The sequence below is a fragment of the Pseudomonas sp. B611 genome, assembly GCF_055407965.1.
This window is the reverse complement of sequence record NZ_JBUZST010000005.1, coordinates 204,479-230,485: the sequence shown is the minus strand read 5'-3', so window position 1 is coordinate 230,485 and position 26,007 is coordinate 204,479. Positions and strand designations below refer to the sequence as shown.

General features: G+C 61.5%; 27 protein-coding genes. 4 read left to right on the top strand and 23 right to left on the bottom strand.

Features of this window, described 5'->3' with window-relative positions; translation table 11 throughout:
- Positions 1–39 precede the first annotated feature (39 nt).
- Positions 40–642, top strand: coding sequence for a recombination mediator RecR (gene recR, locus ACZRMO_RS13800; RefSeq protein WP_083357364.1), 603 nt, complete (start codon positions 40–42; stop codon positions 640–642).
- Positions 643–858: 216 nt separating this feature from the next.
- Positions 859–2,007: an acyl-CoA dehydrogenase family protein gene (locus ACZRMO_RS13795; protein ID WP_463973209.1), complete on the top strand. Its 1,149-nt coding sequence runs from the start codon at positions 859–861 to the stop codon at positions 2,005–2,007.
- A 133-nt stretch (positions 2,008–2,140) separates the two neighbouring features.
- On the opposite strand, the gene ACZRMO_RS13790 is transcribed toward ACZRMO_RS13795, so the two are convergent.
- Both ACZRMO_RS13790 and fnr read right to left on the bottom strand, forming a co-directional pair.
- Positions 2,141–2,689: an adenine phosphoribosyltransferase gene (locus ACZRMO_RS13790; protein ID WP_463973208.1), complete on the bottom strand. Its 549-nt coding sequence runs from the start codon at positions 2,687–2,689 to the stop codon at positions 2,141–2,143.
- A gap of 80 nt (positions 2,690–2,769) precedes the next feature.
- A complete protein-coding gene (fnr, locus tag ACZRMO_RS13785) occupies positions 2,770–3,504 on the bottom strand; it encodes a fumarate/nitrate reduction transcriptional regulator Fnr (protein ID WP_016979302.1) in 735 nt (244 codons plus the stop codon).
- A 155-nt stretch (positions 3,505–3,659) separates the two neighbouring features.
- On the opposite strand from fnr, the gene ACZRMO_RS13780 reads away from it, so the two are divergent.
- The gene (locus ACZRMO_RS13780; RefSeq protein WP_463973207.1) at positions 3,660–4,124 is read left to right on the top strand and encodes a hypothetical protein; all 465 of its coding nucleotides are present in this window, start codon (positions 3,660–3,662) and stop codon (positions 4,122–4,124) included.
- Positions 4,125–4,130: 6 nt separating this feature from the next.
- Here ACZRMO_RS13780 and hemN read toward each other — a convergent pair whose 3' ends face one another.
- The 16 genes from hemN to ccoN (ACZRMO_RS13700) form a co-directional block, all read right to left on the bottom strand.
- Positions 4,131–5,513 (bottom strand): oxygen-independent coproporphyrinogen III oxidase, encoded by a 1,383-nt coding sequence (hemN, locus tag ACZRMO_RS13775; RefSeq protein WP_463973206.1) that lies wholly within the window; start codon positions 5,511–5,513, stop codon positions 4,131–4,133.
- 262 nt (positions 5,514–5,775) lie between these two features.
- Positions 5,776–6,459 carry a sulfite exporter TauE/SafE family protein gene (locus ACZRMO_RS13770; RefSeq protein WP_463973205.1) on the bottom strand — a complete coding sequence of 228 codons (684 nt, stop codon included), beginning with the start codon at positions 6,457–6,459 and terminating at the stop codon, positions 5,776–5,778.
- Complete coding sequence (gene ccoS / locus ACZRMO_RS13765) at positions 6,452–6,664, bottom strand: cbb3-type cytochrome oxidase assembly protein CcoS (RefSeq protein ID WP_017735332.1); 213 nt, start codon at positions 6,662–6,664, stop codon at positions 6,452–6,454. The genes ACZRMO_RS13770 and ccoS overlap by 8 nt, the downstream gene beginning before the upstream one ends.
- Before the next feature lie 22 nt (positions 6,665–6,686).
- Positions 6,687–9,137 carry a heavy metal translocating P-type ATPase gene (locus tag ACZRMO_RS13760; RefSeq protein WP_463973204.1) on the bottom strand — a complete coding sequence of 817 codons (2,451 nt, stop codon included), beginning with the start codon at positions 9,135–9,137 and terminating at the stop codon, positions 6,687–6,689.
- A gap of 131 nt (positions 9,138–9,268) precedes the next feature.
- On the bottom strand, positions 9,269–9,808 hold the full coding sequence (locus tag ACZRMO_RS13755; RefSeq protein ID WP_124526613.1) for a FixH family protein: 540 nt from the start codon (positions 9,806–9,808) through the stop codon (positions 9,269–9,271).
- Between the two features lie 20 nt (positions 9,809–9,828).
- Positions 9,829–11,232, bottom strand: a complete 1,404-nt coding sequence (ccoG, locus tag ACZRMO_RS13750) for a cytochrome c oxidase accessory protein CcoG (RefSeq protein WP_305430874.1) — start codon at positions 11,230–11,232, stop codon at positions 9,829–9,831.
- Positions 11,233–11,552: 320 nt separating this feature from the next.
- On the bottom strand, positions 11,553–12,527 hold the full coding sequence (gene ccoP, locus ACZRMO_RS13745; RefSeq protein WP_463973203.1) for a cytochrome-c oxidase, cbb3-type subunit III: 975 nt from the start codon (positions 12,525–12,527) through the stop codon (positions 11,553–11,555).
- Positions 12,524–12,709, bottom strand: a complete 186-nt coding sequence (locus tag ACZRMO_RS13740) for a CcoQ/FixQ family Cbb3-type cytochrome c oxidase assembly chaperone (RefSeq protein WP_005790274.1) — start codon at positions 12,707–12,709, stop codon at positions 12,524–12,526. The genes ccoP (ACZRMO_RS13745) and ACZRMO_RS13740 overlap by 4 nt, the downstream gene beginning before the upstream one ends.
- A 5-nt stretch (positions 12,710–12,714) precedes the next feature.
- A complete protein-coding gene (ccoO, locus tag ACZRMO_RS13735) occupies positions 12,715–13,323 on the bottom strand; it encodes a cytochrome-c oxidase, cbb3-type subunit II (protein ID WP_003193167.1) in 609 nt (202 codons plus the stop codon).
- Positions 13,323–14,765: a cytochrome-c oxidase, cbb3-type subunit I gene (ccoN, locus tag ACZRMO_RS13730; protein WP_124526609.1), complete on the bottom strand. Its 1,443-nt coding sequence runs from the start codon at positions 14,763–14,765 to the stop codon at positions 13,323–13,325. The genes ccoO (ACZRMO_RS13735) and ccoN (ACZRMO_RS13730) overlap by 1 nt, the downstream gene beginning before the upstream one ends.
- Before the next feature lie 329 nt (positions 14,766–15,094).
- Positions 15,095–15,505: a type II toxin-antitoxin system VapC family toxin gene (locus tag ACZRMO_RS13725; protein ID WP_124526608.1), complete on the bottom strand. Its 411-nt coding sequence runs from the start codon at positions 15,503–15,505 to the stop codon at positions 15,095–15,097.
- Complete coding sequence (locus ACZRMO_RS13720) at positions 15,505–15,759, bottom strand: type II toxin-antitoxin system Phd/YefM family antitoxin (RefSeq protein WP_463973202.1); 255 nt, start codon at positions 15,757–15,759, stop codon at positions 15,505–15,507. The genes ACZRMO_RS13725 and ACZRMO_RS13720 overlap by 1 nt, the downstream gene beginning before the upstream one ends.
- A 129-nt stretch (positions 15,760–15,888) precedes the next feature.
- Positions 15,889–16,821: a cytochrome-c oxidase, cbb3-type subunit III gene (gene ccoP / locus ACZRMO_RS13715; protein WP_207041756.1), complete on the bottom strand. Its 933-nt coding sequence runs from the start codon at positions 16,819–16,821 to the stop codon at positions 15,889–15,891.
- Positions 16,818–17,018 carry a cbb3-type cytochrome oxidase subunit 3 gene (locus ACZRMO_RS13710; protein WP_010208563.1) on the bottom strand — a complete coding sequence of 67 codons (201 nt, stop codon included), beginning with the start codon at positions 17,016–17,018 and terminating at the stop codon, positions 16,818–16,820. The genes ccoP (ACZRMO_RS13715) and ACZRMO_RS13710 overlap by 4 nt, the downstream gene beginning before the upstream one ends.
- A 3-nt stretch (positions 17,019–17,021) precedes the next feature.
- Positions 17,022–17,630 carry a cytochrome-c oxidase, cbb3-type subunit II gene (gene ccoO / locus ACZRMO_RS13705; protein ID WP_017735321.1) on the bottom strand — a complete coding sequence of 203 codons (609 nt, stop codon included), beginning with the start codon at positions 17,628–17,630 and terminating at the stop codon, positions 17,022–17,024.
- A 10-nt stretch (positions 17,631–17,640) separates the two neighbouring features.
- Positions 17,641–19,065, bottom strand: coding sequence for a cytochrome-c oxidase, cbb3-type subunit I (gene ccoN / locus ACZRMO_RS13700; RefSeq protein ID WP_017735320.1), 1,425 nt, complete (start codon positions 19,063–19,065; stop codon positions 17,641–17,643).
- 79 nt (positions 19,066–19,144) lie between these two features.
- On the opposite strand from ccoN (ACZRMO_RS13700), the gene ACZRMO_RS13695 reads away from it, so the two are divergent.
- On the top strand, positions 19,145–19,837 hold the full coding sequence (locus ACZRMO_RS13695; RefSeq protein ID WP_463973201.1) for an alpha/beta family hydrolase: 693 nt from the start codon (positions 19,145–19,147) through the stop codon (positions 19,835–19,837).
- Between the two features lie 117 nt (positions 19,838–19,954).
- Here the strand turns inward: ACZRMO_RS13695 and ACZRMO_RS13690 are convergent, their stop codons facing one another.
- The 5 genes from ACZRMO_RS13690 to ACZRMO_RS13670 form a co-directional block, all read right to left on the bottom strand.
- The gene (locus tag ACZRMO_RS13690) at positions 19,955–21,520 is read right to left on the bottom strand and encodes a methyl-accepting chemotaxis protein (protein WP_463973200.1); all 1,566 of its coding nucleotides are present in this window, start codon (positions 21,518–21,520) and stop codon (positions 19,955–19,957) included.
- A gap of 73 nt (positions 21,521–21,593) precedes the next feature.
- Entirely contained in the window at positions 21,594–22,385 is a 792-nt protein-coding gene (locus ACZRMO_RS13685) for a lysostaphin resistance A-like protein (protein WP_463973199.1), read from the bottom strand.
- Between the two features lie 408 nt (positions 22,386–22,793).
- Positions 22,794–23,288, bottom strand: coding sequence for a hypothetical protein (locus ACZRMO_RS13680; RefSeq protein WP_463973198.1), 495 nt, complete (start codon positions 23,286–23,288; stop codon positions 22,794–22,796).
- A gap of 144 nt (positions 23,289–23,432) precedes the next feature.
- Complete coding sequence (locus ACZRMO_RS13675) at positions 23,433–24,317, bottom strand: DMT family transporter (RefSeq protein WP_463973197.1); 885 nt, start codon at positions 24,315–24,317, stop codon at positions 23,433–23,435.
- Between the two features lie 52 nt (positions 24,318–24,369).
- Complete coding sequence (locus ACZRMO_RS13670) at positions 24,370–25,980, bottom strand: methyl-accepting chemotaxis protein (RefSeq protein WP_463973322.1); 1,611 nt, start codon at positions 25,978–25,980, stop codon at positions 24,370–24,372.
- Positions 25,981–26,007: the final 27 nt, after the last annotated feature.

Below are 26,007 nucleotides of genomic sequence, written 5' to 3'. Positions count from 1 at the left end.
TATAAACCGCGTCTCGTTGTTTTGTCGGACCCTTCGCCCATGAGCTTCAGCCCCCTGATTCGCCAACTGATCGACGCCCTGCGCACCTTGCCCGGCGTCGGCCAGAAAACCGCCCAGCGCATGGCGCTGCAACTGCTGGAGCGTGACCGCAGTGGCGGCACCCGGTTGGCCCAGGCCCTGAGCCAGGCCATGACCGGCGTCGGCCACTGCCGCCAGTGCCGCACCCTTACCGAAGAAGACCTCTGCCCGCAATGCGCCGACCCGCGCCGCGACGACACGTTGCTGTGCGTGGTGGAAGGGCCGATGGATGTGTACGCGGTGGAGCAGACCGGTTATCGCGGGCGCTACTTTGTGCTCAAGGGCCACCTCTCGCCGCTCGACGGCCTGGGGCCGGAGGCGATTGGCATTCCGCAACTGGTGGCGCGAATCGAAGAGCAGGGCACCTTTACCGAGGTGATCCTGGCCACCAACCCGACGGTGGAAGGCGAAGCGACGGCGCATTACATCGCGCAACTGCTGACCAACAAAGGCCTGATCACCTCGCGTATCGCCCATGGCGTGCCGTTGGGGGGCGAGTTGGAGCTGGTGGACGGCGGCACGTTGGCGCATTCGTTTGCGGGTCGCAAGCCAATCGCGCTCTAAGCAACACTGCAGAAGCAATGGTGGGACCTGGCTTGTGTGGGAGCGGGCTTGCTCGCGAATACAGTGTGTCAGTCGCCAGATTTATTGACTGACCCACCGCATTCGCGAGCAAGCCCGCTCCCACAGTGGTTTTGTGTTGTGGGTGATATTTGCGGATCGCTTGATAACCAAGCAAGCGCTTGGTAATTTTCCTCCACCTCTCCGTGGAGCTTGCCGATGTCTGCCTATCAGGACTACTTCGACCCCAGCCACCAATTGGTCCGCGACAGCGTGCGCCGTTTTGTCGAGCGCGAGATGCTGCCGGGGATCGAGCAATGGGAGGAGGCCGAGCGCTTTCCCCGCGAGCTGTACCTCAAGGCCGGCGCGGCGGGGATCCTGGGTATCGGCTACCCCGAAGCCCTTGGCGGCAGCCATGAAGGCGATTTGTTCGCCAAGGTCGCGGCCAGCGAGGAGTTGATGCGCTGTGGCTCTGGCGGTGTGGTGGCGGGGCTCGGTTCGCTGGATATCGGCCTGCCGCCCGTCGTCAAATGGGCGCGCGCCGAGGTGCGCGAACGCGTGGCGCCTTTGGTGCTGGCGGGCGAAAAGATCATCGCGCTGGCCGTCACCGAGCCGGGCGGTGGTTCCGATGTGGCCAACCTGCAAACCCGCGCCGTCCGCGATGGCGACCATTACCGGGTCAGCGGTAGCAAGACCTTTATCACCAGCGGCGTGCGCGCCGACTTCTACACCGTCGCCGTGCGCACCGGCGGGCCGGGCTTCGGCGGCATCAGCCTGCTACTGATCGAAAAAAATACTCCCGGTTTCACCGTCGGCCAGCCCCTGAAGAAAATGGGCTGGTGGGCGTCGGACACAGCCGAATTGTTCTTCGACGATTGCCGAGTGCCCGTAGGCAACTTGATCGGCGCCGAGAACATGGGGTTTGCCTGCATCATGGGCAACTTCCAGAGCGAACGCCTGGCCCTGGCGTTGATGGCCAACATGACGGCGCAGATGGCCCTGGAAGAAAGCCTCACGTGGGCCGCGCAGCGTGAAGCGTTCGGCAAGCCCATCGGCAAATTCCAGGTGCTCAAGCACCGGTTGGCGGAAATGGCCACGGCGGTGGAAGTCTCGCGGGAATTCACCTATCGCCAGGCGGCGAAGATGGCGGCGGGCAAGAGTGTGATCAAGGAAATTTCCATGGCCAAGAACCTGGCGACCGACACGGCGGATCGGGTCACCTATGACGCGGTGCAGATCCTCGGCGGGCAGGGGTATATGCGCGGCAGCCTGGTGGAGCGGCTGTATCGCGACAATCGCATTCTGTCGATTGGTGGGGGGACGCGAGAGGTGATGAACGAGATCATCAGCAAGCAGATGGGGCTCTAGTTTTTGTGGTGTTTTTCAGGGCCTCATCGCAGGCAAGCCAGCTCCCACATTCGACCGCATTCCAAAGGATGTACTCGGTCAACTGTGGGAGCGGGCTTGCTCGCGAAGAGGCCAGCACAGGCAACTGAAAAAGTTACTGTTCGCTCAGGGCAAACTGAGTCAAACAAAACGTCGGAATCCCCATATCTTCCAAACGCTGCGAGCCACCCAGCTCCGGCAAATCAATAATCGCCGCCGCTTCAAAAATCTTCGCGCCCATGCGCCGCACCAGATTCGCCGCAGCAATCAAGGTCCCGCCAGTGGCAATCAGGTCATCGAACATCAGCACCGAGTCGCCTTCACACAGGCTGTCGGCATGCACTTCCAGGAAGGCTTCGCCGTATTCGGTCTGGTAACCCTCGGCCAGCACGTCGGCCGGCAGTTTGCCCTGCTTGCGAAACAGGATCAGCGGTTTGTTCAATTGATAGGCGATGATCGAGCCGATCAGGAAGCCCCGCGCATCCATCGCGCCGATATGGGTGAAGTCAGCTTCGACATAGCGATGGGCAAAGCTGTCGGCCACCAGGCGCAGGGCGCGGGGCGATTGGAACAGTGGCGTGATGTCACGAAAGATCACCCCAGGCTTGGGGAAGTCGATGACAGGGCGGATCAGGGATTTGATGTCGAACGAATCGAAGGTCATCGTCGAAGAGTCCTGGGGCTGGAAACGGACTCGAAGTATACCTGCGGCCTCGCCGATTGGCGCGGCCGCAAGTGTCTGGATCAGCCCTCGAGGGAGCCACCGGCCAGCGCGCACAGCTGGATCGGGTCGAGGATATGCACTTCCTTGCCCTCGGCGGCGATCAGCTCGTTCTGCTGGAAGCGGGTAAACACGCGGGACACGGTTTCCACCGCGAGGCCCAGGTAGTTGCCGATTTCATTGCGCGACATGCTCAGGCGGAACTGGTTGGCCGAGAAGCCACGGGCGCGGAAGCGTGCGGACAGGTTGACCAGGAAGGTCGCGATGCGCTCGTCGGCGGTTTTCTTCGACAGCAGCAGCATCATTTGCTGGTCGTCACGAATCTCGCGGCTCATCACGCGCATCAACTGACGGCGCAATTGCGGCAATTGCAGGGCCAGTTCGTCGAGGCGTTCGAAAGGAATTTCGCACACCGACGTGGTCTCCAGCGCCTGGGCCGACACCGGGTGAATCTCGGTGTCCATGCCGGACAGCCCGACCAGTTCGCTGGGCAGGTGGAAACCGGTGATCTGCTCTTCGCCGCTGTCGCTCAGGCTGAACGTCTTCAACGCGCCGGAACGTACTGCATAGACGGAATCGAACTTGTCGCCCTGGCGAAACAGGAACTCGCCTTTTTTCAGTGGGCGGCCGCGTTTAACGATGTCGTCCAGCGCATCCATGTCTTCCAAATTCAACGAAAGTGGCAAGCAGAGGGGGGCCAGGCTGCAATCCTTGCAATGAGCCTGGCTGTGAGCGCGCAGTTTAACTGGCTCGGACATTTCTTAAATCCTTGTGGGAAAACACACATAAGACGTAAGGGTAACGCACTGAGGGAGTGTGAGGCCAGCCTGTACAAAAAACCGACAGGGGTATAAAGAATTTTCGCCAGGTGCCGATGACTTGCTATCAACCCTGGAACCTGGATGTTCACAAGATGGCTTCCCTTACGCTCGACCTGGCAATGCGCACGCAAATTACCACCACGCCAGATGCAAAAAAGCCCGTTGCCAAAACCGACGCCGCCGACCCGAAGGCCACTGATGAGACCAAACCTGCAGTCTCGGTGGTCATTTCCGGTGCGGCGATGAAAGCAGCTGCGGCCGAGAAAACCTCCAACAGTGACATCGATGACAGTGGCCTGGCAGAAAACGTCAAGCAACTGTTGAAGATGATTCGCGAGATCAAGAAGCAGATCGCCGAGAAACAGGCGGAAATGGCGGCGGTCATGGCTGACAAGAGCCTCAGCCCTGATCAGGCCAGGGCCAAGGCCACTGCCCTGCAATCGGCGTTGGGTGCGCTGCAGGCCAGCCTGACCAGTGCCCAGGCGTCCTTGACCAAGGCGATGAAAGACATGAGTGCTGGCGACTCGATCAAGGCCGCCGGCCTGGCGATGAAATAACCGCGCTCAAATCACCCGTGAAAACCGCTGCCTATTCTGGTGTTCCAGGTAGGCATCGAACACCATGCACACCGAGCGCACCAGCAGGCGCCCGGCCGGCAACACGCGAATGCCCTGGGCATCCAGTTCGATCAGGCCGTCGGCGGCCATGGCCTCAAGCTGGGGCCAGATATCGTCGAAATACCCGCGAAAATCGATGTTGAAGGCCTGTTCGACCTTGTCGAATGCCAGGCTGAAATTGCAGATCAACTGCTGGATCACTTCCCGGCGCAGCCGATCGTCCGTGGTGCATACCAAGCCACGGCTGGTGGCCAGTTGTGCGCTGGCCAAGGTGTTCTGGTAAGCGTTGAGGTCGCTGGTGTTCTGGCAGTACAGGTCGCCGATCTGGCTGATGGCTGACACGCCGAGGCCGATCAGGTCGCAATGGCCATGGGTGGTGTAGCCCTGGAAGTTACGTTGCAAGGTGCCTTCTTCCTGGGCGATGGCCAGCTCGTCATCCGGCAGGGCGAAGTGGTCCATGCCGATGTAGCGGTAGCCGGCCTGGGTCAGCTGTTCGATGGTGGTTTGCAGCATCAGCAGTTTTTCCGCCGGGGAGGGCAGGTCGTCGGTGTTGATCCGCCGCTGCGGCATGAAGCGTTCCGGCAGGTGGGCGTAGTTGAACACCGACAGTCGGTCGGGTTGCAGCTTGATCACTTCTTCCACGGTGCGCGCAAAGTTGAGCGGGGTTTGCTTGGGCAGGCCGTAGATCAGGTCGATATTGATCGAGCGAAATTGCAGGGTGCGCGCTGCATCGATGACGGCGCGGGTTTCTTCCAGGCTTTGCAGGCGATTGACCGCCCGTTGTACCTCGGGGTCGAGGTCTTGCAGGCCAATGCTCACGCGGTTGAACCCCAGCTCGCGCAACAGGCCCATGGTGGCCCAGTCGGCTTCGCGCGGGTCGATCTCGATGCCGTAGTCGCCGGAGTCATCGTCGAGCAGATTGAAGTGCTTGCGCAGGCAGCCCATGACTTGGCGCAGTTCGTCGTGGCTGAGAAAGGTCGGGGTACCGCCGCCGAAGTGCAGTTGCTCTACCGGCTGTTTCGGGTCGAGGTGGCAGGCCACCAGTTGGATCTCCTGCTCCAGCCGTTGCAGGTAGGCATGGGCACGGCCACGGTCCTTGGTGATGACCTTGTTGCAGGCGCAGTAGTAGCAGATGTTCGCGCAGAACGGCACATGCACATACAGCGACAACGGCCGCGCGGCCTTGCGGCTGTCGCGCAGGGCGTGGAGCAGGTCGAATGTGCCGACCTGGCTGTCGAATTGTACGGCGGTGGGGTAGGACGTGTAGCGCGGCCCCGCCAAGTCGTAGCGGTGAATCAGATCGGTGTCCCAACGAATGGCGTCGAGCATGCGGGCGTTCCCCCGGATAGGCTAATGGGCCGAGTCTAGGGGCGTTGCAGGGAGGGCACCTTGATTTGCATCAACAGGGAGCGGCGCTATGCCACATGGCGCCGAGCGCCCTGCCTCGCCAGTACTGATCCTTTTTGACGGTGTCTGTTGCCGTCATGCTGCGTTGCCGCTCCTCCCCATAGCCAGCTATGAGTCGTCGCGGCGCCTTGCCTGACGACAACAGCCACTCGTCAAAAAAGGATCGTACTGGCGAGGCAGGGCGCTAGTGCCCCATTAGCCAGTGCTGATGCGGACCGGGCAATGTCCAAATTCCAAACAGAATCACCAGCAGGCCACCGGTCATTCTTACGCTGCGTTTGCGTAACAGCGCCGTGACCCGCTCGGCCGCCAGCCCGGTCGCCAGCAGCACCGGCCAGGTGCCCAACCCAAACGCCAGCATCAACAACCCGCTGTCCAGCGCATTGCCCTGGCTCGCTGCCCACAGCAGGGTGCTGTAGACCAACCCGCACGGCAACCAGCCCCAGAGCGCGCCCAGCAGCAAGGCGCGCGGCAGGCTGGACACCGGCAGCAAACGGTTGGCAATCGGCTGGATATGCCGCCACAGGCCGCGCCCGAGGCTTTCGATACGGGTCAGGCCGCTCCACCAGCCGGCCAGGTACAGGCCCATGCTGATCAGCAGCAACCCGGCCAGCACACGCATGAACATCGCCGCCGGGCTGTTCGCCACGGCCCAGCCCGCCAGACCGATCAAGATGCCGGCCGTGGCATAGCTGAGGATGCGCCCCAGGTTGTATGCCAGCAGCAGGCGAAAACGGCGGCTGCGCTGCTCCTTGGGGATCGCCAGGGTCAGCGCGCCCATCAGCCCGCCACACATGCCCAGGCAGTGGCCGCCGCCGAGCAGGCCAAGGATCAGCGCGGAGACCAGCAGTGGCGCGAGTTCAAGCATGGGGTGGGTCTTTGGGTGGCTGTTCGGGGCCGTTGGCCTCGTCGACAGCGGCCAGGTGGTTGGGGTCCTGGTCGTCAAACAGCACGCTGTGGGCCGGGCCGTCGAGGTCGTCGTACTGGCCGCTGTCCACCGCCCAGAAGAAGATGTAGATGGCCACGCCCACTAACAGCAGCGCCGCTGGAATCATCACGTAGAGAGCTGGCATCGGTACTCCAAGCCCGCCCGGCTTATGCCGGCAGCGGGCGGGTGACTGTAGGGGCGCTGGTGCCCGGCGCGCTCGGCTGGCGAGTCAGGCGCAGGGCGTTGAGCACCACGGTCAACGAACTGAGGGACATGCCTATCGCCGCCCAGATCGGCGTGATCCAACCCAAGGCGGCAAACGGCAGCATAAGGCCATTGTACAGCCCGGCCCACAGCAGGTTTTCAATGATTACCCGGCGGGTGCGTCGCGCCAGGGTGAAGGCTTGCGCCAGGGCGTCGAGGCGGTTGGACAGCAGCACCGCGTCGGCGCTGGTCTTGGCCAGGTCGGTGGCCGAACCCATGGCCACGCTGATATCGGCGGCGGCGAGGACCGGCACATCGTTGACCCCGTCCCCAAGCATCAGCACCTTGCGGCCCTGCTGGTGCAACTGTTGCAACACCTGCAGCTTGTCGTCGGGGCGCAGGCCGCCACGGGCTTCGTCGATGCCCAGTTCGGCCGCCACGCTGGCGACCATCGGCGAGCTGTCTCCCGACAGCAACAAGGTACGCCAACCGCGCGCCTTGCACGCCGCCAGCAAGGCCGGGGCGTCGCTGCGCAAACGGTCATCGAGGACAAACCAGGCGAGGGCGCCGTGGGTATCGCCCAGCAGCAGCCATTGCCCGGCTTCGTCCGGTGAGGCGGGGATCGGGCAACCACTGAGGGCGCAGACAAAACCGGGCTGGCCGATGCGTAGCTGGTGCTCGCCGACACGGCCTTCCAGGCCCAGGCCGGGGGTGCTGAGCACCTCGTCGGCGGCCAGTGGGGCGCGGCCAAAGGCGCGGGCAATCGGGTGTTCGGAGCGGTTTTCGAGGGCGGCGGCGAGGCCCAGGCAGGCATTGCTGTCCAGCGCACCCAGGGGCCGGATCGCGCGGAGGGCCAAGCGGCCTTCGGTGAGGGTGCCGGTCTTGTCGAAAATCACCGTGTCGATCTGGTTCAGGCCTTCCAGCACATGGCCACGGGTCAGCAATAGCCCGAGTTTGTGCAGGGTGCCGGTGGCGGCGGTGAGGGCGGTGGGCGTGGCCAGCGACAGCGCGCAGGGGCAGGTCGCGACAAGCATGGCCAGGACGATCCAGAACGCGCGGGATGAATCCAGCTCCCACCACACCAGGCCGATCACGGCGGCGGCAATCAGCGAGCACAACAGGAACCACTGCGCGGCACGGTCGGCGATTTGCGCCAGGCGTGGTTTTTCCGCCTGGGCCCGTTCCAGCAGGCGCACGATGGCGGACAGGCGCGTGTCGTGGCCGAGGGCGCGCACTTCGACGGTCAGCGCGCCTTCGACATTGAGGGTGCCAGCGGTGACGCTATCGCCGACCTGGCGCGGTTGCGGCAGGTACTCGCCGGTGAGCAGGGATTCATCGATGCTGGATTGGCCGTCGAGAATCACGCCGTCTGCCGGCAATACCGCGCCGGGATGCACCAGCACGCGATCACCCAGGGCCAGTTCGCTGAGCAGGATGCGTTCGCTGTGGCCGTCGCGTTGCAAGCGCAGGCACGACGCCGGCAACAGGTTGACCAATTGTGCGGTGGCGGCGGCCGTGCGTTCCCGGGCGCGGCGCTCCAGGTAGCGCCCGGCGAGCAGGAACAGGGCGAACATGCCCACGGCGTCGAAATACAACTCGCCGACGCCGGTGATTGCAGTCCAGATCCCCGCCAGATACGCCCCGCCGATGGCCAGGGACACCGACACATCCATCGTCAGGTGGCGTGTGCGCAGGTCGCGCATCGCACCTTTGAAAAACGGCGCGCAGCTGTAGAACACGATGGGCGTGGTCAGGAACATCGCCACCCAGCGCAGGATCACGTGCAACTCGGGGCTCAGGTCGATGTTGAATTCCGGCCAGGTGGCCATGGTCGCCATCATCGCCTGGAACCACAGCAGCCCGGCCACGCCCAACTGGCGCAAGGCCAGGCGGTTTTCGTTGGCCAGTTGTTCGGCTGCGCGGTCCGCTTGATAGGGGTGGGCGGCATAGCCGATCTGGCGCAGCTCGCCGAGCAGTTGGCTCAGCGGCAATTGCCCGTCGGCCCAGCGCACTTGCAGGCGATGGTTGGACAGGTTCAGCCGCGCCTCGGCCACGGCGGGCAAGCGGCGCAGGTGTTTTTCGATCAGCCAGCCGCAGGCGGCGCAGCTGATGCCTTCCATCAATAACGTGGTTTCGGCGAGTTCGCCTTCGTGACGCACGAAGGGTTTTTGCACGTCGGCGCGGTCGTACAGCGCCAGTTCGTCCACTAGTTGGACCGGCAGTGCGTCGGGGTTGGCCGAGGCTTCGCTGCGGTGCTGGTAATAGCTTTCCAGGCCGCCGGCCACGATGGCTTCGGCCACGGCCTGGCAACCGGGGCAGCAGAGTTCGCGGCGTTCGCCGAGGATCTCGGCGGTGAACCGGCTGCCGGCGGGGACGGGCAGGGCGCAGTGGTAGCAGGGGGTGGGGCTGGTCATGGTTCGGTTCCGCTGATCGTTCCCACGCTCTGCGTGGGAACGCCTCGCTGGACGCTCTGCGTCCGCTTTTGTGACGCAGAGCGTCACGTGCTGCATTCCCACGCGGAGCGTGGGAACGATCATGGGTGCTGTTACTTTTTCAGGTCTTCGGCACCTTGCAGCGGTTCATCCCCCAGCAGCAAGTCTTTGTCGTGGCTGACCTGTTCCTCTTCGAACATGCGCCAGGTGCGGTCGCCTTCCACGCCAAGCAGTTCGACGAAACGGCGGCCTTCGACCTTGTCGGTGACCTGGCCGATGTAGCGGCCGGGTTCGCTGTCGCTGCGGGCCAGGTTGATCTTGCGATCCTTCTCGGGCTGCGTCGGGGAAATAAGGTTGAGTTCCAGGGTGGTCGGGTTGCTGTTGCCGGTCAGGTGCAGCTCGACTTCACCGGTCAGTTCATCCAGGTGCACCTTGGCGCGCAGTTGCAGGGTCTGGGCCAGCAGCTCGCGGTCGAGCGAGCGGTTGATGCCTTTGCCGGCCTCGTAGTAGTTGTCGTTGACCAGGTTGTCCGGGTTGTTCACCGCGATAGTCACCATGGACAAGGTCAAGGTCACCGAGCAGGCCAGGATGGCAATGATGATCCAGGGCCAGAGGTGCTTGTACCAGGGGCTTGCGGCAGTCGCTACGGGCATTGTTCTGCTCTCTATTTAACTTAACGGACTTGAGGGCCGATGAATCGGCTCTTGGCTTCAATACGAACGTCGGGGTCATCGGCGTCGGTGAGGATGAATTTGACCTCGTTGGTGCTCGACGGCAATTGCTCCGGCGCACTGGACAGCTCTACCGGCATGCTGACGATATCACCGGCAGCCACCCTGATCTCGCGGCGGCCTTGCAGCTTGAGGTCGGGCAGGCCAGCGGCGTCGAGCACGTAGGTGTGGTCGCGCTGGTCCTTGTTCATGATCTTCAGGCTGTAGACGTTTTCGATGCGGCCTTCGGCGTTTTCGCGGTACAGCACGCGGTCCTTGCTCACGTCGAAACCCACCAGCGAGCGCATGAAGAAAGCCGCCACCAGCAGGCTGATCATCGCCAGCAACACCAGCGCGTAGCCGATCAGACGCGGGCGCAGCTTATGGGTTTTCTGCCCGGAGAGGTTGTGTTCGGTGGTGTAGCTGATCAGGCCGCGTGGGTAGTCCATCTTGTCCATGATGTTGTCGCAGGCGTCGATACACGCCGCGCAGCCGATGCATTCGATTTGCAGGCCGTCGCGGATGTCGATACCGGTAGGGCACACCTGCACGCACATCGTGCAGTCGATGCAATCCCCCAGGCCCTCAGCCTTGTAGTCGCTGCCTTTTTTACGCGGGCCACGCAGTTCGCCGCGGCGTGGGTCGTAGGACACGATCAGGGTGTCCTTGTCGAACATCACGCTCTGGAAACGTGCGTACGGGCACATGTAGATACACACCTGCTCGCGCAGCCAGCCGGCGTTGCCGTAGGTGGCGAGGGTGAAGAAACCGACCCAGAAATACGACCAGCCATCGGCCTGGCCGGTGAAGAAGTCGAACACCAGTTCGCGGATCGGCGAGAAGTAGCCGACAAAGGTCATGCCGGTGACAAAACCGATCAGCAGCCACAAGGTGTGCTTGCTGAATTTACGCAAGAACTTGTTGGCGCCCATCGGCGCTTTATCGAGCTTGATGCGCTGGTTGCGGTCGCCTTCGGTGACCTTTTCGCACCACATGAAGATCCACGTCCACACGCTTTGCGGGCAGGTGTAGCCGCACCACACGCGGCCGGCGTACACGGTGATAAAGAACAGGCCAAAGGCCGCAACGATCAGGATGCCCGAGAGCAGGATGAAGTCCTGGGGCCAGAAGGTCGCGCCAAAAATAAAGAATTTACGTTCCGGCAGGTTCCACCACACAGCCTGGTGACCACCCCAGTTCAGCCACACCGTGCCGAAGTAGAGCAGGAACAGACCGGCGCCGCCGAGCATGCGCAGGTTGCGGAACAGGCCAGTGAAGGCACGGGTGTAGATTTTCTCGCGCGAGGCGTAGAGATCGATGGTCTTGGCAGGGGGGGTAACGTCATGTACCGGTATTTGGTCGCTCATCATTGCATCCCACGGCGGTGGAGATTTGCCTCGGCCAGTACGTGCCAGCCGGGGTCAAATTAGGGGTGTTGCAGTGGCCTAATGATACGCCCCCGATGATGTTGAACGGGGGCGACCTACATGATCTGGATCAATTGAATTGGCAAGTATGGTCGGTTTATCCCGGCTCGGTGGCCGAAACGAAGCAGTTCCAATGTGGGAGCGGGCTTGCTCGCGAATGCGTTGGGTCAGTCGGCTTATCCGTTACTGAACATACCGCATTCGCGAGCAAGCCCGCCCCCACTTTGGTTTCTCGTCGGTTTCAGAGTAGGCGAACGGCTCTATTCCTCCGCCTTTTTATCCCCGTGGGACAGGCTGTAAACATACGCCGCCAACAGATGCACCTTGTCGTTGCCCTGCATTTGCTCCTGCGCAGGCATCTGGCCCTGACGGCCATAACGGATGGTCTGCTGCAATTGCGCGAAGCTCGAACCGTAGATGAATGCGCCCGGGTGGGTCAGATCGGGCGCGCCCATTGCTGGGGTGCCTTTGCCGGCCGGGCCGTGGCAGGCCACGCAGTTGGTGGCGAAGAGTTTTTCACCGTTGGCTACGTCAGCCTTGGCGCCTTCCGGCAGCTTGCGGCCATCGAGGTTGGTCAGCACGAAACCGGCCACATCGGCCACGCCTTGTTCGCCAATCACTTCAGCCCAGGCCGGCATGACCGCGTGGCGGCCTTTCAGGATGGTTTCCTTGATGGTCGCCGGCTCGCCGCCCCAGCGCCAGTCGGCGTCGGTCAGGTTGGGGAAGCCGTAGGCGCCCTTGGCGTCGGAACCGTGGCACACCGAGCAGTTGGAGGCGAACAAACGGCCACCCATCTTCAGGGCTTGCGGGTCCTTGGCCACTTCTTCAATGGGCATCGACGCGAATTTGGCGAAGATCGGCCCGAACTTGGCTTCCGACTTGGCCATTTCCTTTTCCCACTCGTGCACGCCGGTCCAGCCGGTCTGGCCGTTGGCGAAGGGGGTTTGCTTATCGTTGTCGAGGTAGTTGTAGCCCGGCAGCACGCCTTTCCAGTTGCCCAGGCCCGGGTACAGCACCAGGTAGCCGAGGGCGAAGACGATGGTGCCGACGAACAGCATGAACCACCACTTCGGCAGCGGGTTGTCGTACTCCTCGATGCCGTCGAACGAGTGGCCGACGGTTTCGTCGGTTTGTTCGCTGCGCTGCCCCCTGCGGGTCGACAGCAACAGCCAGGTCAGGGCGAAGATGGTTCCCAGACTGAGGACTGTGACGTACAGACTCCAGAACGTAGTCATTCTTTGTTACTCCTAGAAGCTTGCTCGACGTGCTTGATGGCTTCGGGATCATCCGCAAAGGGCAGCATGGTTGCGTCGTCAAACTCCGACTTGCGGCGGGGGCTGAACACCCACAACGCCAGGCCTACAAAGGCCACCATCACCACAACGGTGCCCAGGCCTCGAATCATCCCGATATCCATGTAGGTCACCGTTTGCTTTTGATGATGGTGCCAAGGCCTTGCAGGTAGGCCACCAATGCGTCCATTTCGGTCTTGCCCTTCACGGCTGCAGCTGCACCGGCGATGTCTTCATCGGTGTAGGGCACGCCCAGGGTGCGCAAGACTTCCATCTTCTTCGCAGTGTCCTTGCCGTCGAGCTTGTTTTCCACGAGGAACGGGTACGCCGGCATTTTCGACTCAGGCACCACGTTGCGCGGGTTGTACAAGTGCGCGCGCTGCCAGTCATCGGAGTAACGTCCGCCGACACGGGCCAGGTCCGGGCCGGTGCGCTTGGAACCCCACAGGAACGGGTGGTCCCACACGCTTTCGCCGGCGACCGAGTAGTGGCCGTAGCGTTCGGTTTCGGCGCGGAACGGGCGGATCATCTGCGAGTGGCAGCCGACACAACCGTTGGCGATGTAGACGTCGCGGCCTTCCAGTTCAAGGGCGGTGCGCGGCTTCATGCCTTCGACCGGCTTGTTGGTCACGTCCTGGAAGAACAGCGGAACGATCTGGGTCAGGCCGCCGATACTCACGGCGATGACCATGAAGAAGGCCAGCAGGCCGATATTCTTCTCGACTACTTCATGCTTCATCAGTGCGCTCCCACTACGGCGATCTTGGCGGCGGCTTCAGCTTCTACAGGGTCGGCGGCACGCACGGTGCGCCAGACGTTGTAGGCCATCAGGAACATGCCGGAGGCAAAGAATGCACCGCCCAGGGCGCGGACGATGAAACCCGGATGGCTGGCTTGCAGCGCTTCGACGAAGGAGTAGGTGAGGGTGCCGTCATCGTTGATTGCACGCCACATCAGGCCCTGGGTGATGCCGTTGACCCACATCGAGGCGATGTAGAGCACGGTGCCGATGGTGGCCAGCCAGAAGTGCGCATTGATCAGCGCGACGCTGTGCATTTGCGGGCGACCGAACAGTTTCGGGATCATGTGGTACAGCGCGCCGATGGAGATCATCGCTACCCAACCGAGGGCGCCGGCGTGTACGTGGCCGATGGTCCAGTCGGTGTAGTGGGACAGCGAGTTGACGGTCTTGATCGCCATCATCGGCCCTTCGAAGGTCGACATGCCGTAGAACGCCAGCGATACCACGAGGAAGCGCAGGATCGGGTCGGTGCGCAATTTATGCCAGGCGCCCGACAGTGTCATCATGCCGTTGATCATGCCGCCCCAGCTCGGGGCCAGCAGGATGATCGACATCGCCATGCCCAGCGACTGCGCCCAATCCGGCAACGCGGTGTAGTGCAGGTGGTGGGGACCTGCCCAGATGTACAGGGTGATCAGCGCCCAGAAGTGCACGATGGACAGGCGATACGAGTAAATAGGACGTTCGGCCTGTTTCGGCACGAAGTAGTACATCATCCCCAGGAAACCCGTGGTCAGGAAAAACCCTACCGCGTTGTGCCCGTACCACCACTGGATCATCGCGTCCGTCGCCCCGGCGTACGCCGAATAGGACTTGAACAGGCTGACCGGCAGCGAGGCGTGGTTGACGATGTGCAGCATCGCCGTGACCAGGATAAAGGCGCCGTAGAACCAGTTGCCCACATAGATGTGCTTGGTCTTGCGCTTGACGATGGTGCCGAAGAACACCACGGCATAGGTCACCCACACAATGGCGAGCAAAATGGCGATGGGCCATTCCAGCTCGGCGTATTCCTTGGTGGTGGTGTAGCCCAGGGGCAGGGTGACGATGGCGCCGAGGATCACGGCTTGCCAGCCCCAGAAGGTGAAGGCGGCGAGGCCATCGGAGATCAGTCGCGTCTGGCAGGTTCGCTGCACGACATAGTAGGAGGTGGCAAACAATGCACATCCACCGAAGGCAAAAATCACCAGGTTGGTGTGCAGCGGGCGCAGGCGACCGAAGGTCGTCCAGGGCAAACCGAAATTCAATTCCGGCCAGACCAGTTGCGAGGCGATGAACACCCCGAGCCCCATGCCAAGGATCCCCCAGACCACCGTCATGATGGCGAACTGGCGGACTACCTTATAGTTATAAGCAGTCGGACTGATTGCTGTGCTCATTCTAAGGTTCCACGGTTTAGGTTTTTTTATAGGTAAAAATCGGCCGCAAGTATGTAGAAAGCGAGAGGCCAATGCAACGCAACGCTGACCTGTGTCAAGGCGTTCCACGCCAGATTCTGCGCCCTTTCCCTGTTTTACGTAAGGATAAAGTCGGAGTTGGAAAGCTGATCAAGTGGACAGGAATTTTTTCGGGTCGCAACGGGAGTCGTCGCGTACACCAGAACCGGCCCGCTGTGGAGGAAGCGTAGACCCGAATGGCGGGAGGGGAAAGTTGTGCTTTGGAGGGGGTGTGACAAAAGGTCGCGAAGTCTCGGCGGGTGAAAGCGTGATTATTCGTCCCAGGGATTGATCACCGTCACGCCACTGGATTTGAAGTCACTGACGTTGCGTGTGACAACGGTGAGTCCGTGTACCAGTGCGGTCGCCGCGATCAATGCATCGCTCTCGTTCGCCTGGTCGGGAACGTGCAGGTGGGCACAACGCAGTGCAACGGCCGCATCCACCGGCAGGATTCGGGCATCGAACGCCGGCATCACATGGCGCTTGAGCCAGGTGCGCAAGACTTTGCCTTGGGCCGGATCGCGCCGCTCCATACGCAGCACGCCGGTTTCCAGCTCTTTCAGCGTAATCACTGAGATGAACATGCGCGGTGCGATGACGCTTTTGGCCCAGGCGACGACGTTCGCGTCTGCCTGGGGTTTACGTAGCTCGGAAATAACGTTGGTGTCGAGTAGGTACATCAAGAAAGGTCCACGGGGCGATGAGTGATCACGGCGCGTTCGGTCTCGAAGTCGATATCGGCAGCGTCCGGCATGACCAGCAGTTCGACGATGTCGGCGTTCAGGCCGGTCAACTTCTGGTAGTCCTCAATGCTTAGCAGCACATGGGCGGGTTTGCCGCGGTCGGTGATGAAAACCGGGCCCTGGCGCGTGGCTTTTTTGGCACCGCTTGTGTCTTGATTGAATTCGCGACTGGAAATAGTGGTGATGGTCATGGGATAGCTCCCCGGGTCAGGGTGAATGTAGGTACGTTACTACTTTGGCTGCGCGGGTGGCAATATTGTCCCCACAAAAAAGCCCCGCCAGTTCTCACTGAGCGGGGCTCGCGGGTTTACGAAGACTGACTATTGCTCGGTCTTTTGCTCCCCATGGGACAAGCTGTAAACATACGCCGCCAGCAAATGCACCTTGTCATTCCCTTGCAGCACATCCTGCGCCGGCATCTGGCCTTGGCGGCCGTGACGGATCGTCTGCTGCAGCTGCGCCAGGCTGGTGCCGTAGATGTAGCCGGCCGGTTTGGTCAGGTCGGGTGCACCCATGGCTTCCATGCCAGTGCCTTGCGGGCCGTGGCAGGCGACGCAGGTGGTGTTGAACGCGGCTTGGCCGGCGGCCAGGTCGGCGCTGTTGTCGGCCGGCAATGGCAGCTTGGCCAGGTCGTGACGCACATAGGCGGCAACGTTTTTCACGCCGTCTTCACCGAGGATTTCACCCCAGGCCGGCATCGCCGCGTGGCGACCGTTGAGGATGGTGGTCTTGATCGCCTCTGCCGAACCGCCCCAGCGCCAGATGTTGTCCGCCAGGTTCGGGAAGCCATACGCGCCCTTGGCGTCCGAGCCGTGGCACACCGCGCAGTTGGAGGCAAACAGGCGACCGCCCATTTTCAACGCTTGCGGGTCTTTCGCCACTTCTTCCACGGGCATGGCCGCGAATTTGGCGAAGATCGGCCCGAACTTGGCGTCGGCCTTGGCCATTTCCTTGTCCCATTCCTTGTTCTGCGTCCAGCCGTCCTCGTAGCCTGGCAACACGCCTTTCCAGTTGCCCAGGCCCGGGTAGAGGATCAGGTAGCCGACCGCAAACACCAGGGTGCCGGCGAACAGCATGAACCACCACTGGGGCAGGGGGTTGTCGTACTCCTCGATCCCGTCGAAGGCGTGGCCCATGGTCTGGTCCACACTGCCCTTGGTCTCGCCCTTGCGGGTGCCGATCAACAGCCAGGTGAGGCCGATCAGGCTGCCCAGGGTCAGTACGCAGATCCATGTACTCCAAAATAGGGTCATGGCCGAGTGCTCCTTATTGCAGGCTCTTCTTGAGCGTCGGATGGAGAGGGTTCATCGGCGAACGGCAGCAGGCGCGCCTGCTCGAACTCCGCATTGCGCCGGTTGTTGAACACCCACAGCGACAGGCCGATAAAGGCGATGGCGACGACCAGCGTGCCAAGGCCGCGGATGGTGCCCGCATCGAATTCAAATCCCATGGCTCACCTCTTGCTCTTGATGGCAGTGCCGAGCACTTGCAGGTACGAAACCAGTGCGTCCATCTCGGTCTTGCCTTTGAGGCTGGCGACGGCGCCACTGATGTCGTCGTCGGTGTACGGCACGCCGAGGGTGCGCATCACTTTCAACTTGGTCTCGGTGTGGCTGCTGTCGACCGCGGCGGTGACCAGCCATGGGTAGGCTGGCATTTTCGACTCGGGCACCACGTTGCGCGGGTTGTACAAGTGCGCGCGGTGCCAGTCGTCCGAGTAGCGTGCACCGACGCGGGCCAGGTCCGGACCGGTGCGCTTGGAGCCCCACAGGAACGGGTGGTCCCAGACGCTTTCGCCCGCCACCGAGTAGTGGCCGTAGCGCTCGGTCTCGGCGCGGAATGGGCGGATCATCTGCGAGTGGCACTGCACACAGCCTTCGCGGATGTAGATGTCACGGCCTTCCAGTTGCAGCGCGGTGTAGGGCTTCATGCCTTCCACGGGCTTGTTGGTGACGTCCTGGAAGAACAGCGGGACGATCTGGGTCAGGCCGCCGATACTCACGGCCAGCACCATCAGCAGCATCAGCAGGCCGACGTTCTTTTCAATCGTTTCGTGTTTCATCACTGACTCCTCAGGCCATCTGCGTGGCGGTGGCGGCTTCGACAGGTTGTGCCGAGCGCACGGTGCGCCAAGTGTTGTAAGCCATCAGGAACATGCCGCTGAGGAACACTGCACCGCCCACCAACCGCACGATGAAGCCAGGGTGGCTGGCCACCAGGGTTTCGACGAAGGAGTAGGTCAAGGTGCCGTCTTCGTTGACCGCACGCCACATCAGGCCCTGGGCGATGCCGTTGACCCACATCGAGGCGATGTAGAGCACGGTGCCGATGGTGGCCAGCCAGAAATGCGCGTTGATCAGGCCGAGGCTGTACATCTGCTCGCGACCGAAGATTTTCGGGATCATGTGGTACAGCGCGCCGATGGAGATCATCGCTACCCAACCGAGGGCGCCGGCGTGTACGTGGCCGATGGTCCAGTCGGTGTAGTGGGAGAGGGCGTTGACGGTCTTGATCGCCATCATCGGGCCTTCGAACGTCGACATGCCGTAGAACGCCAGGGAGACCACGAGGAAGCGCAGGATCGGGTCGCTGCGCAACTTATGCCAGGCGCCCGACAGGGTCATCATGCCGTTGATCATCCCGCCCCAGCTCGGTGCCAGCAGCACCAGCGACATCACCATGCCCAGGGACTGTGCCCAGTCCGGCAGCGCGGTGTAGTGCAAGTGGTGGGGACCTGCCCAGATGTACAGGGTGATCAGTGCCCAGAAGTGCACGATGGACAAGCGATAGGAATACACCGGACGCTCGGCCTGTTTCGGCACGAAGTAGTACATCATCCCGAGGAAGCCAGCGGTGAGGAAAAAGCCTACCGCGTTATGTCCATACCACCACTGCACCATGGCATCCGTCGCACCACCGTAGAGGGAGTAGGACTTGGTCAGGCTGACCGGGATTTCCAGGTTGTTGACGATATGCAAAATGGCCACGGTGATGATGAACGCACCGAAAAACCAGTTACCGACGTAGATGTGCTTGGTATTGCGCTTCATCACCGTGCCGAAGAACACGATGGCGTAGGCCACCCAGACAATGGTGATGAGGATGTCGATCGGCCATTCCAGCTCGGCGTATTCCTTGGAGCTGGTGTAGCCCAGCGGCAAGGTGATCGCGGCCAACAGGATGACCAACTGCCAGCCCCAGAAGCAGAACGCGGCGATTTTCGGCGCAAACAGCTGGGTCTGGCAGGTGCGTTGCACCGAATAAAAGGAGCTGGCGAACAGCGCGCAGCCACCGAACGCGAAGATCACCGCGTTGGTGTGCAACGGGCGCAGGCGGCCGAAGCTGGTCCAGGGTAAATCGAAATTCAGAGCAGGCCAGACCAATTGGGCGGCGAGAAAAACCCCGAGCCCCATGCCGACGATGCCCCACACCACCGTCATAATGGCGAATTGGCGGACCACCTTGTAGTTATAGGCGGTACTTAAAGTAGTGTTCATGGTTCCCCATCCACGGTTCAACCCAAGCAAATGCGGCACTTGGGCTGGAGTTATAGGCAGACTAAATAGCGAGGCAAGCATGGGCAAAGAGCACAAGGCCAGTATTGACGGGGATCAATGGGCGCAGTGTGTGCGGGAACACGGCTGGTTGTGGGATGTCGCGACGGGCGTCGCAGGGCATGAACCTGTGACGCTGATCCTGGCCCACGGCGCCGGCGCACCGATGGACTCATCCTTCATGAACGACATGGCTGCACGCCTTGCCGGGCACGGCGTCAACGTGTTGCGCTTTGAGTTCCCCTACATGGCCCAACGCCGTGTGGACGGTGGCAAGCGCCCACCGAATCCGGCGCCGAAACTGCTGGAGGCATGGCGCGAGGTGCATGCGCAAGTGCGACGTCATGTCGCTGGGAAACTGGCGATTGGCGGCAAGTCCATGGGCGGGCGCATGGCCAGTCTGTTGGCGGATGAATTGGGCGCTGATGGGTTGGTGTGCCTGGGGTATCCGTTCTATGCGGTGGGCAAGCCGGAAAAACCACGGGTGGAGCACCTGGCAGGGCTGAAGACGCGGACCTTGATCGTGCAGGGCGAGCGCGATGCCTTGGGCAATCGGGCGGCGGTGGAGGGCTATGTGTTAGCGCCGAGCATCGAGCTGATGTGGCTGGTGGCGGGGGATCATGATTTGAAACCGTTGAAGGTTTCGGGGTTTAGTCATGAGCAGCATTTGGCGGCTGCGGCGGTGAAAGTAGCTGGGTTTCTCGGCGGCTGTTAGGGCCTCATCGCAGCGATGCGGCGACCCGACAAGCCAGCTCCCACATTGGACGGTGTTCACAGATTTCCATGTGTGAACACATTCAACTGTGGGAGCTGGCTTGCCTGCGATAGCGGTCTATCGGTTGAAACGCTCCACCAGCGAATACTGGGTATTCGCGGTATGAGTAAGCTCTTCACTCAACTGCGCCGAATTCAACGCCTGCTCCGACGTCTGGTCCGCCAACAACGCAATCGTGCTGATATTGCGGCTGATTTCTTCGGCCACCGAGCTTTGCTCTTCGGTCGCCGCCGCGATCTGCGTGGTCATGTCGGTGATATGCGCCACCGCTTCACTGATCCCCACCAACGCCTGATCCGCCTCCATCACCCGCGCCACACCTTCTTCGGCCTGGCGATGCCCGGCGTCCATGGTTTGCACGGCAGCGGCAGCGGTCTGCTGCAACTTGGCGATCAGGGCGTGGATCTGCCCGGTGGACTCAGCGGTACGCTGGGCCAGTTGGCGCACTTCGTCGGCCACCACGGCAAAACCACGGCCCATCTCACCGGCACGCGCCGCTTCGATCGCGGCGTTGAGCGCTAGCAGGTTGGTCTGGTCGGCGATGCCTTTGATCACATCGACCACGCCGCCGATCTCATCGCTGTCCTTGGCCAATTGGGTGACGGTTACGCCCGTCTCGCCAACGGCCATCGACAGGCGCTGAATCGCCTCGCGGGTTTCCCCGGCGATATCGCGGCCGCGGCCGGTCAGGCGGTTGGCCTCCTGGGTCGCATCAGCGGTGCGCTGTACATGGCTGGCGACTTCCTGGGTCGTCGCCGCCATCTGGTTGACAGCGGTAGCCACCTGCTCGGTCTCGACGCGCTGGCGTTCCAAACCGCTGGAGCTGTTGTGCGCCAGGGTATTGGACTGCGCCGCCTGGTCGTTGAGGTGTTCTGCAGTGTCCTGCAGGCGCGTGAGGCACGTTTTCAGACGGGCTTCCTGGCTGAGGATCGACATCTCCAGGCGCGCCTGGGCGCCACGGCTGTCGGTGTACATCTGCGCGATCAACGGGTCGGAGGTGGTCTGCTCGGCCAGGCGCAGCAAGCGCTTGAGGCCACGCTGTTGCCAGCTCAGGCCCAGCAGGCCCAAGGGCACCGACAACCCCGCCGCCAGGGCAAAGCCCCAGTGGGAGTTGAGCGACGCGCCGATCATGAAACTCAACTGGCTGACCAGGATAAACGGCAGCCAGTCTTGCAGCACCGGCAGCCACTTGTCTTTCTGGGGGATCGCCGACTTGCCCTGGTTGATGCGTTGATAGAGCGCTTCGGCGCGGCGGATCTGCTCGGCGGTGGGCTTGATGCGCACCGATTCGTAGCCGACCACCTGGTTGCCTTCGAAAACCGGCGTCACATAGGCGTTAACCCAGTAGTGGTCACCGGTCTTGCAGCGATTCTTGACAATGCCCATCCATGGCAAGCCTTGTTTGAGCGTGGTCCACATATGCGCAAACACCGCTCCCGGAACATCCGGGTGACGCACCAGGTTGTGTGGCGCACGCAGCAGTTCTTCGCGGGTGAACCCACTGATCTCGACAAACGCGTCGTTACAGTAGGTGATCACACCCTTGGCATCTGTGGTGGAGATCAACCGTTGCTGAGCGGGGAAGGTACGTTCGCGCTGGGTAACGGGTTGGTTATTACGCATGATTGTTCAATCCGCAAGGCTTTCAGGGGTTATCGGCACGGGCAGGGGTTTATTTAACTTATTTTTGCAACAATCAACCGGCCAGCATCGGGTACGTAAACAAGCCGAAGTGAAGCAGATTCAGGCCGAAGTGCGTGGCAACCGCCGCACCCAGACCGCCGAAGCGATACGCCAGGCCATAACCGACCCCGGCAATGCTCGCCAACAGCACCCACTGCCAACCCGCGGCCAGGTGCACCAGGCCAAAGAGCAGCGAGGCCAGCAACAACGCGAGATTGTCACCGTAGGGCAGCTGTTTGAAACGTTGGCTCAGCCCGCCCTGGACGTAGCCACGGAACAGCGCTTCTTCCACCAGGGTGACCAGCAGCAGATTGTTCAACACCCACAGCCACGCCTGCTCCGGCCATTTCGGCGCCCAACTGATCATGCCCAGCAGCGCGGCGCCACCCAGCGCGGCAACGGCCGTCAAGGTCAAGGCCAGCGCGGTGACGCAGATCGACAGGCGCAACGAACGGCGCGCCACGATCCATGGGCAGGCCAGCAGCAGCCAGAAGCCGATCAGCGGCTTGTCCTGGTTGAGGTACATCGAGAAGGGCACGGCGTCGGCGGTAAATCGCTGCGGGGCAATGCCGCGTCCATTGTAGAAACCCGGCAGCCAGTGCATCGCCAGGCCCAGGGCCAGCACGATAAACAAGCCGTGGCCCAAGTAGCGCGCCCAAGGGGTGCGCTGCTGGCGTACGGCATACCCGGCCAGCAACAACAGGGCGACCGAGATGCCGGCGAGCAGGCCCAATTGCCCATAGATCAGGGCCAATACGTAGCCAATGGAAAGAAGCGCCAGGTACAGCCAGGGCAGTGCGAGCATGGTGAGTCCTTGGAAAAATCTGGGCGGCATTATACCAACCCGTCCTACAGGGCCCACATGAAAACTCCTCTACTCCGGGCGTTGGTATTTCCGGCTGATCCTCAGGTTGAAACTGTCGCGCCTTGGCAAACCCATGCTTTACGCGGCGGCCAATGTGTCGGATGTGATGAAGACGGCTGACGGGCATGGGCGAACTGCGCCTGTGAGGCGGGCTAACCACTCTGGAAAAGTTTGATATTGGAAATAATCATGAATTAAGAGCAAGGAAAGGTCTGATTTGCCGACACGCTTGTTTTTTAGTTTCCGCTAATGAAGGCATCAAAAGCGGGTGGGTAATTCAGGCCTTCCTTGGGTCAAAAACTGCTTTTTTATTAGTGGATACTTAACTACTGAAAGGGGAGGTCCTTGTCAGGGAATAACTTGAACGTCCTTGAGATCATAATCACCCTCCAGAACGAAGCTTTGTGTTTGGTCGGGATCGTTAACCATCTTGCAATCTTTGAAGTTGCCGCGAATGTACTCCTGTCCAGGTGTGCGGTCAGACGTAAGGTTTAAGGTGCCACTGTGTGCATGCCAAGAGGTAATGAAATTATTGATGACCAATACCCAAGTGAGTGTTGCATCCCCAAAGTAGGTCAGATCGACTGCACCATCGGCGATGTTGTCGTTAAATGCGATCACGATAGCTTGATAGTTGTAATCTGGCGAGTCTTCTCCGACCCTTCGAGCGACCCACCTTGTAGAAGACCACTCGTTGCTAAGGTGTTTTTCGAAATGATGACGTTTAGCGTCTGGCAGTTGAAGTGGGCCGGTATTTTTTGTGATCTCGATCGTGCCGATGGCGTGCTGGGAGTTTTTGTCATCAATGCGATGGATGAGTTCATTCAGCTTTTTGTTAAACATGTCATTCTCCAAGTATGAGTGCGATCTTTTTCATGCTCGCTACTTTATTATTCATTAACTGGGAATGCCGTCTACTGTTAATGTTGACAGGTGTTAAAAGGATTTTTTAATGCTTTTCAGTTGTATAAGAATAGAGGGGTTTGGTTATGATTTTTTCGGCCGCAACACCAGCCACAACGCGCCAGCAATCAACACCCCGCCATACAGATGCGCCATCGATAAGGGCTCGCCCAGCAACAGCGCCCCCCACAATACCCCAAACGGCGGGATCAAAAAGGTGGTGGTCATCGACCGCACCGGCCCGATGGCGGTGAGCAAACGGAAGTACAACACGTAGGCCAGCGCCGTACACACCAGGCCCAACCCGAGCAACGAGCCCCACACCGGCCAGCCGCCCCAACTCGCGGGCGGATGGCTGATGGCGCTGTAGGCAAACAGCGGCAACAGAAACAACGTCGCACCGAGCATGCTGCCCAAGGCCGACAGACGACTGTCCAAGCCACCGCGCTGATCCAGCCAGCGCCGCGCCAGGAACCCGGCAAAGCCATAACAGGTGGTGGCGACCAGGCAGGCCAGCGCGCCCATCAACAACTCCGAGTCAAACGCCACCGGCCCCGCACGGGTCAACACGCCCACGCCCAGCAGGCCCAGGCTGACCCCGGCGAGTTTCGACGGGGTCAGGCGTTCACTGAAAAACAGCCCGCCAATCAACACGCCCATCAACGGCGTGGTGGCGTTGAAGATCGCCGAGTAACCCGCCGGCAGCACCTGGGCGGCCACCGAGTACATCGTCGCCGGAATGCCCGAGTTGATGACCCCCAGCAGCAGGACGGTCTTGAACTTGCCCTGGAAATCCCACTTCACACGCATCACCGCGAGGATCACCAACAAGCCGGCAGCGGCAATCGACACCCGGAAAAACGCGGTCGGCACCGCCCCCAGCTCCGGCGCGATAATGCGCATGAACAGAAAGCTGGCGCCCCAAATGGCGGCGAGCCCCAGCAGGTACAGGGTGTCGACAGGTCTCACGGAGTTCTCCTACATCAATCAGGCGGCGAGTGTTGCATGTCACCTCGACTGATTACAGGACAAACCGCGTCACCATCCCATTGAGGTCCACCGCCAGGCGCGACAGTTCCTGGCTGGCGGCCGAGGTCTGGGTGGCGCCGGCGGCGGTCTGGGTGGACAGGTCGCGAATGTTCACCAGGCTGCGGTCTACCTCGCGCGCCACCAGGGCCTGTTGCTCGGCGGCGCTGGCGATTACCAGGTTGCGTTGGCTGATCTGCGAGATGGCCGCAGTGATTTTCTCCAGGGCGCTGCCCGCGCTGTTGGCCCGTTGCAGGGTTTGCCCGGCGTGTTCGGCGCTGCTGTTCAGCGCGCCGACCGTGTCCTGGGTGCCTTGCTGGATGCCGGTGATCATCTGCTCGATTTCTTCGGTGGAGTTCTGGGTGCGTTGGGCCAGTGAGCGCACCTCGTCGGCAACCACCGCAAAACCACGGCCAGCCTCGCCCGCGCGGGCGGCTTCGATGGCGGCGTTCAGCGCCAGCAGGTTGGTTTGCCCGGCAATGCCGCGGATCACTTCCAGCACCTTGCTGATATCTTGCGCCTGTACCGCCAGGCCTTCGGCTTTATTGGAGGCGCCGAGCACTTCGTCCACCAGGTTCTGGATCGAGCTGATGGTTTCGCTGATCTGGTAGTGGCCGTGCTTGCTGTCTTCGTCGGAGGCCTTGGACGCCTCGGCGCTGGACACCGCATTGCCCGCCACCTCATCCACCGCCGCGCTCATCTGGGTCACGGCGGTCGCGGCCTGTTCGATTTCATCGTTCTGCGCTTGCAGGCCACGGGTGCTCTGTTCCATCACCGAGCTCATTTCTTCGGCGGCGGAGGCCAGCTGTTGCGCCGATTCGCTGATGCCGCGAATGGTGGTTTGCAGCTGCGCCTGCATGGTGGCCAGGGCCGTCAACAAGTGCGCCGGCTCGTCCTTGCCGCGCACCACGATGGGTTGGCTCAAGTCGCCAGCGGCGATGGTGCGTGCCACGCTCAGCGCCTGGCCGAGGGGGGCGGTGATGCTGCGGGTCAGCAGCCACGCCAGGACCAAGGTGGCCAGCAGCGCGAACACGATGATCAGGCCGACCACCCATTGTGCGTTCGTATACGTCTGCGCCGCCGACGCCACTGCCGCTTCGACACCGTCCTGGTTGAAGACGATCAGCTCTTCCAGGCTTTTGCTGAGGATCACACCCTGGGGCGCCAGGCGCGTGTTGAGCAGGTCGATGGCGTCTTGTTGCTGATCCTTGTCCACCAGCGCGACGATCTGCCCGACCAGGCTGAGATAGGTGTCCACGTTGACCTTGAGCTGCTTGAGTTTCTCGCCTTCTTCGGCGTCGCTGAGCAGGCTTTCGTGACGCTGCAGCAAGGTTTGCAGTTCGCTGCGGTGGCGGTCGAGCAGGCTTTTGCTGGTGTCACGAATCCGCGATTCATCGGTGGTGGCCAGGCGCAACGCTTCCAGGCGGATGCTGGCCACGTAGGCGGCACTGTCGTGGATATTCTCGATGCTCGGCATCCACGATTGCTCGATGACCAGCGCACTTTCGCGCAGCTTGGCCATCTGGCCCAGGCCAAACAGGCCAACGATCACCAGCAAGCTGGCCAAAACCCCAAAACTCAGACCAGCACGCAAGCCGATCCTCATGTTCCTCAATGACATCTCAATGCTCCT

What these genes read in the sequence shown, in the direction of transcription:
- recR (WP_083357364.1), top strand. Translation starts at nt 40, where the DNA reads ATGAGCTTCAGCCCCCTGATTCGCCAACTGATCGACGCCCTGCGCACC.
- ACZRMO_RS13795 (WP_463973209.1), top strand. Translation starts at nt 859, where the DNA reads ATGTCTGCCTATCAGGACTACTTCGACCCCAGCCACCAATTGGTCCGC.
- ACZRMO_RS13790 (WP_463973208.1), bottom strand. Translation starts at nt 2,689, where the DNA reads ATGACCTTCGATTCGTTCGACATCAAATCCCTGATCCGCCCTGTCATC.
- fnr (WP_016979302.1), bottom strand. Translation starts at nt 3,504, where the DNA reads ATGTCCGAGCCAGTTAAACTGCGCGCTCACAGCCAGGCTCATTGCAAG.
- ACZRMO_RS13780 (WP_463973207.1), top strand. Translation starts at nt 3,660, where the DNA reads ATGGCTTCCCTTACGCTCGACCTGGCAATGCGCACGCAAATTACCACC.
- hemN (WP_463973206.1), bottom strand. Translation starts at nt 5,513, where the DNA reads ATGCTCGACGCCATTCGTTGGGACACCGATCTGATTCACCGCTACGAC.
- ACZRMO_RS13770 (WP_463973205.1), bottom strand. Translation starts at nt 6,459, where the DNA reads ATGCTTGAACTCGCGCCACTGCTGGTCTCCGCGCTGATCCTTGGCCTG.
- ccoS (WP_017735332.1), bottom strand. Translation starts at nt 6,664, where the DNA reads ATGCCAGCTCTCTACGTGATGATTCCAGCGGCGCTGCTGTTAGTGGGC.
- ACZRMO_RS13760 (WP_463973204.1), bottom strand. Translation starts at nt 9,137, where the DNA reads ATGACCAGCCCCACCCCCTGCTACCACTGCGCCCTGCCCGTCCCCGCC.
- ACZRMO_RS13755 (WP_124526613.1), bottom strand. Translation starts at nt 9,808, where the DNA reads ATGCCCGTAGCGACTGCCGCAAGCCCCTGGTACAAGCACCTCTGGCCC.
- ccoG (WP_305430874.1), bottom strand. Translation starts at nt 11,232, where the DNA reads ATGAGCGACCAAATACCGGTACATGACGTTACCCCCCCTGCCAAGACC.
- ccoP (WP_463973203.1), bottom strand. Translation starts at nt 12,527, where the DNA reads ATGACTACGTTCTGGAGTCTGTACGTCACAGTCCTCAGTCTGGGAACC.
- ACZRMO_RS13740 (WP_005790274.1), bottom strand. Translation starts at nt 12,709, where the DNA reads ATGGATATCGGGATGATTCGAGGCCTGGGCACCGTTGTGGTGATGGTG.
- ccoO (WP_003193167.1), bottom strand. Translation starts at nt 13,323, where the DNA reads ATGAAGCATGAAGTAGTCGAGAAGAATATCGGCCTGCTGGCCTTCTTC.
- ccoN (WP_124526609.1), bottom strand. Translation starts at nt 14,765, where the DNA reads ATGAGCACAGCAATCAGTCCGACTGCTTATAACTATAAGGTAGTCCGC.
- ACZRMO_RS13725 (WP_124526608.1), bottom strand. Translation starts at nt 15,505, where the DNA reads ATGTACCTACTCGACACCAACGTTATTTCCGAGCTACGTAAACCCCAG.
- ACZRMO_RS13720 (WP_463973202.1), bottom strand. Translation starts at nt 15,759, where the DNA reads ATGACCATCACCACTATTTCCAGTCGCGAATTCAATCAAGACACAAGC.
- ccoP (WP_207041756.1), bottom strand. Translation starts at nt 16,821, where the DNA reads ATGACCCTATTTTGGAGTACATGGATCTGCGTACTGACCCTGGGCAGC.
- ACZRMO_RS13710 (WP_010208563.1), bottom strand. Translation starts at nt 17,018, where the DNA reads ATGGGATTTGAATTCGATGCGGGCACCATCCGCGGCCTTGGCACGCTG.
- ccoO (WP_017735321.1), bottom strand. Translation starts at nt 17,630, where the DNA reads ATGAAACACGAAACGATTGAAAAGAACGTCGGCCTGCTGATGCTGCTG.
- ccoN (WP_017735320.1), bottom strand. Translation starts at nt 19,065, where the DNA reads ATGAACACTACTTTAAGTACCGCCTATAACTACAAGGTGGTCCGCCAA.
- ACZRMO_RS13695 (WP_463973201.1), top strand. Translation starts at nt 19,145, where the DNA reads ATGGGCAAAGAGCACAAGGCCAGTATTGACGGGGATCAATGGGCGCAG.
- ACZRMO_RS13690 (WP_463973200.1), bottom strand. Translation starts at nt 21,520, where the DNA reads ATGCGTAATAACCAACCCGTTACCCAGCGCGAACGTACCTTCCCCGCT.
- ACZRMO_RS13685 (WP_463973199.1), bottom strand. Translation starts at nt 22,385, where the DNA reads ATGCTCGCACTGCCCTGGCTGTACCTGGCGCTTCTTTCCATTGGCTAC.
- ACZRMO_RS13680 (WP_463973198.1), bottom strand. Translation starts at nt 23,288, where the DNA reads ATGTTTAACAAAAAGCTGAATGAACTCATCCATCGCATTGATGACAAA.
- ACZRMO_RS13670 (WP_463973322.1), bottom strand. Translation starts at nt 25,980, where the DNA reads ATGAGGATCGGCTTGCGTGCTGGTCTGAGTTTTGGGGTTTTGGCCAGC.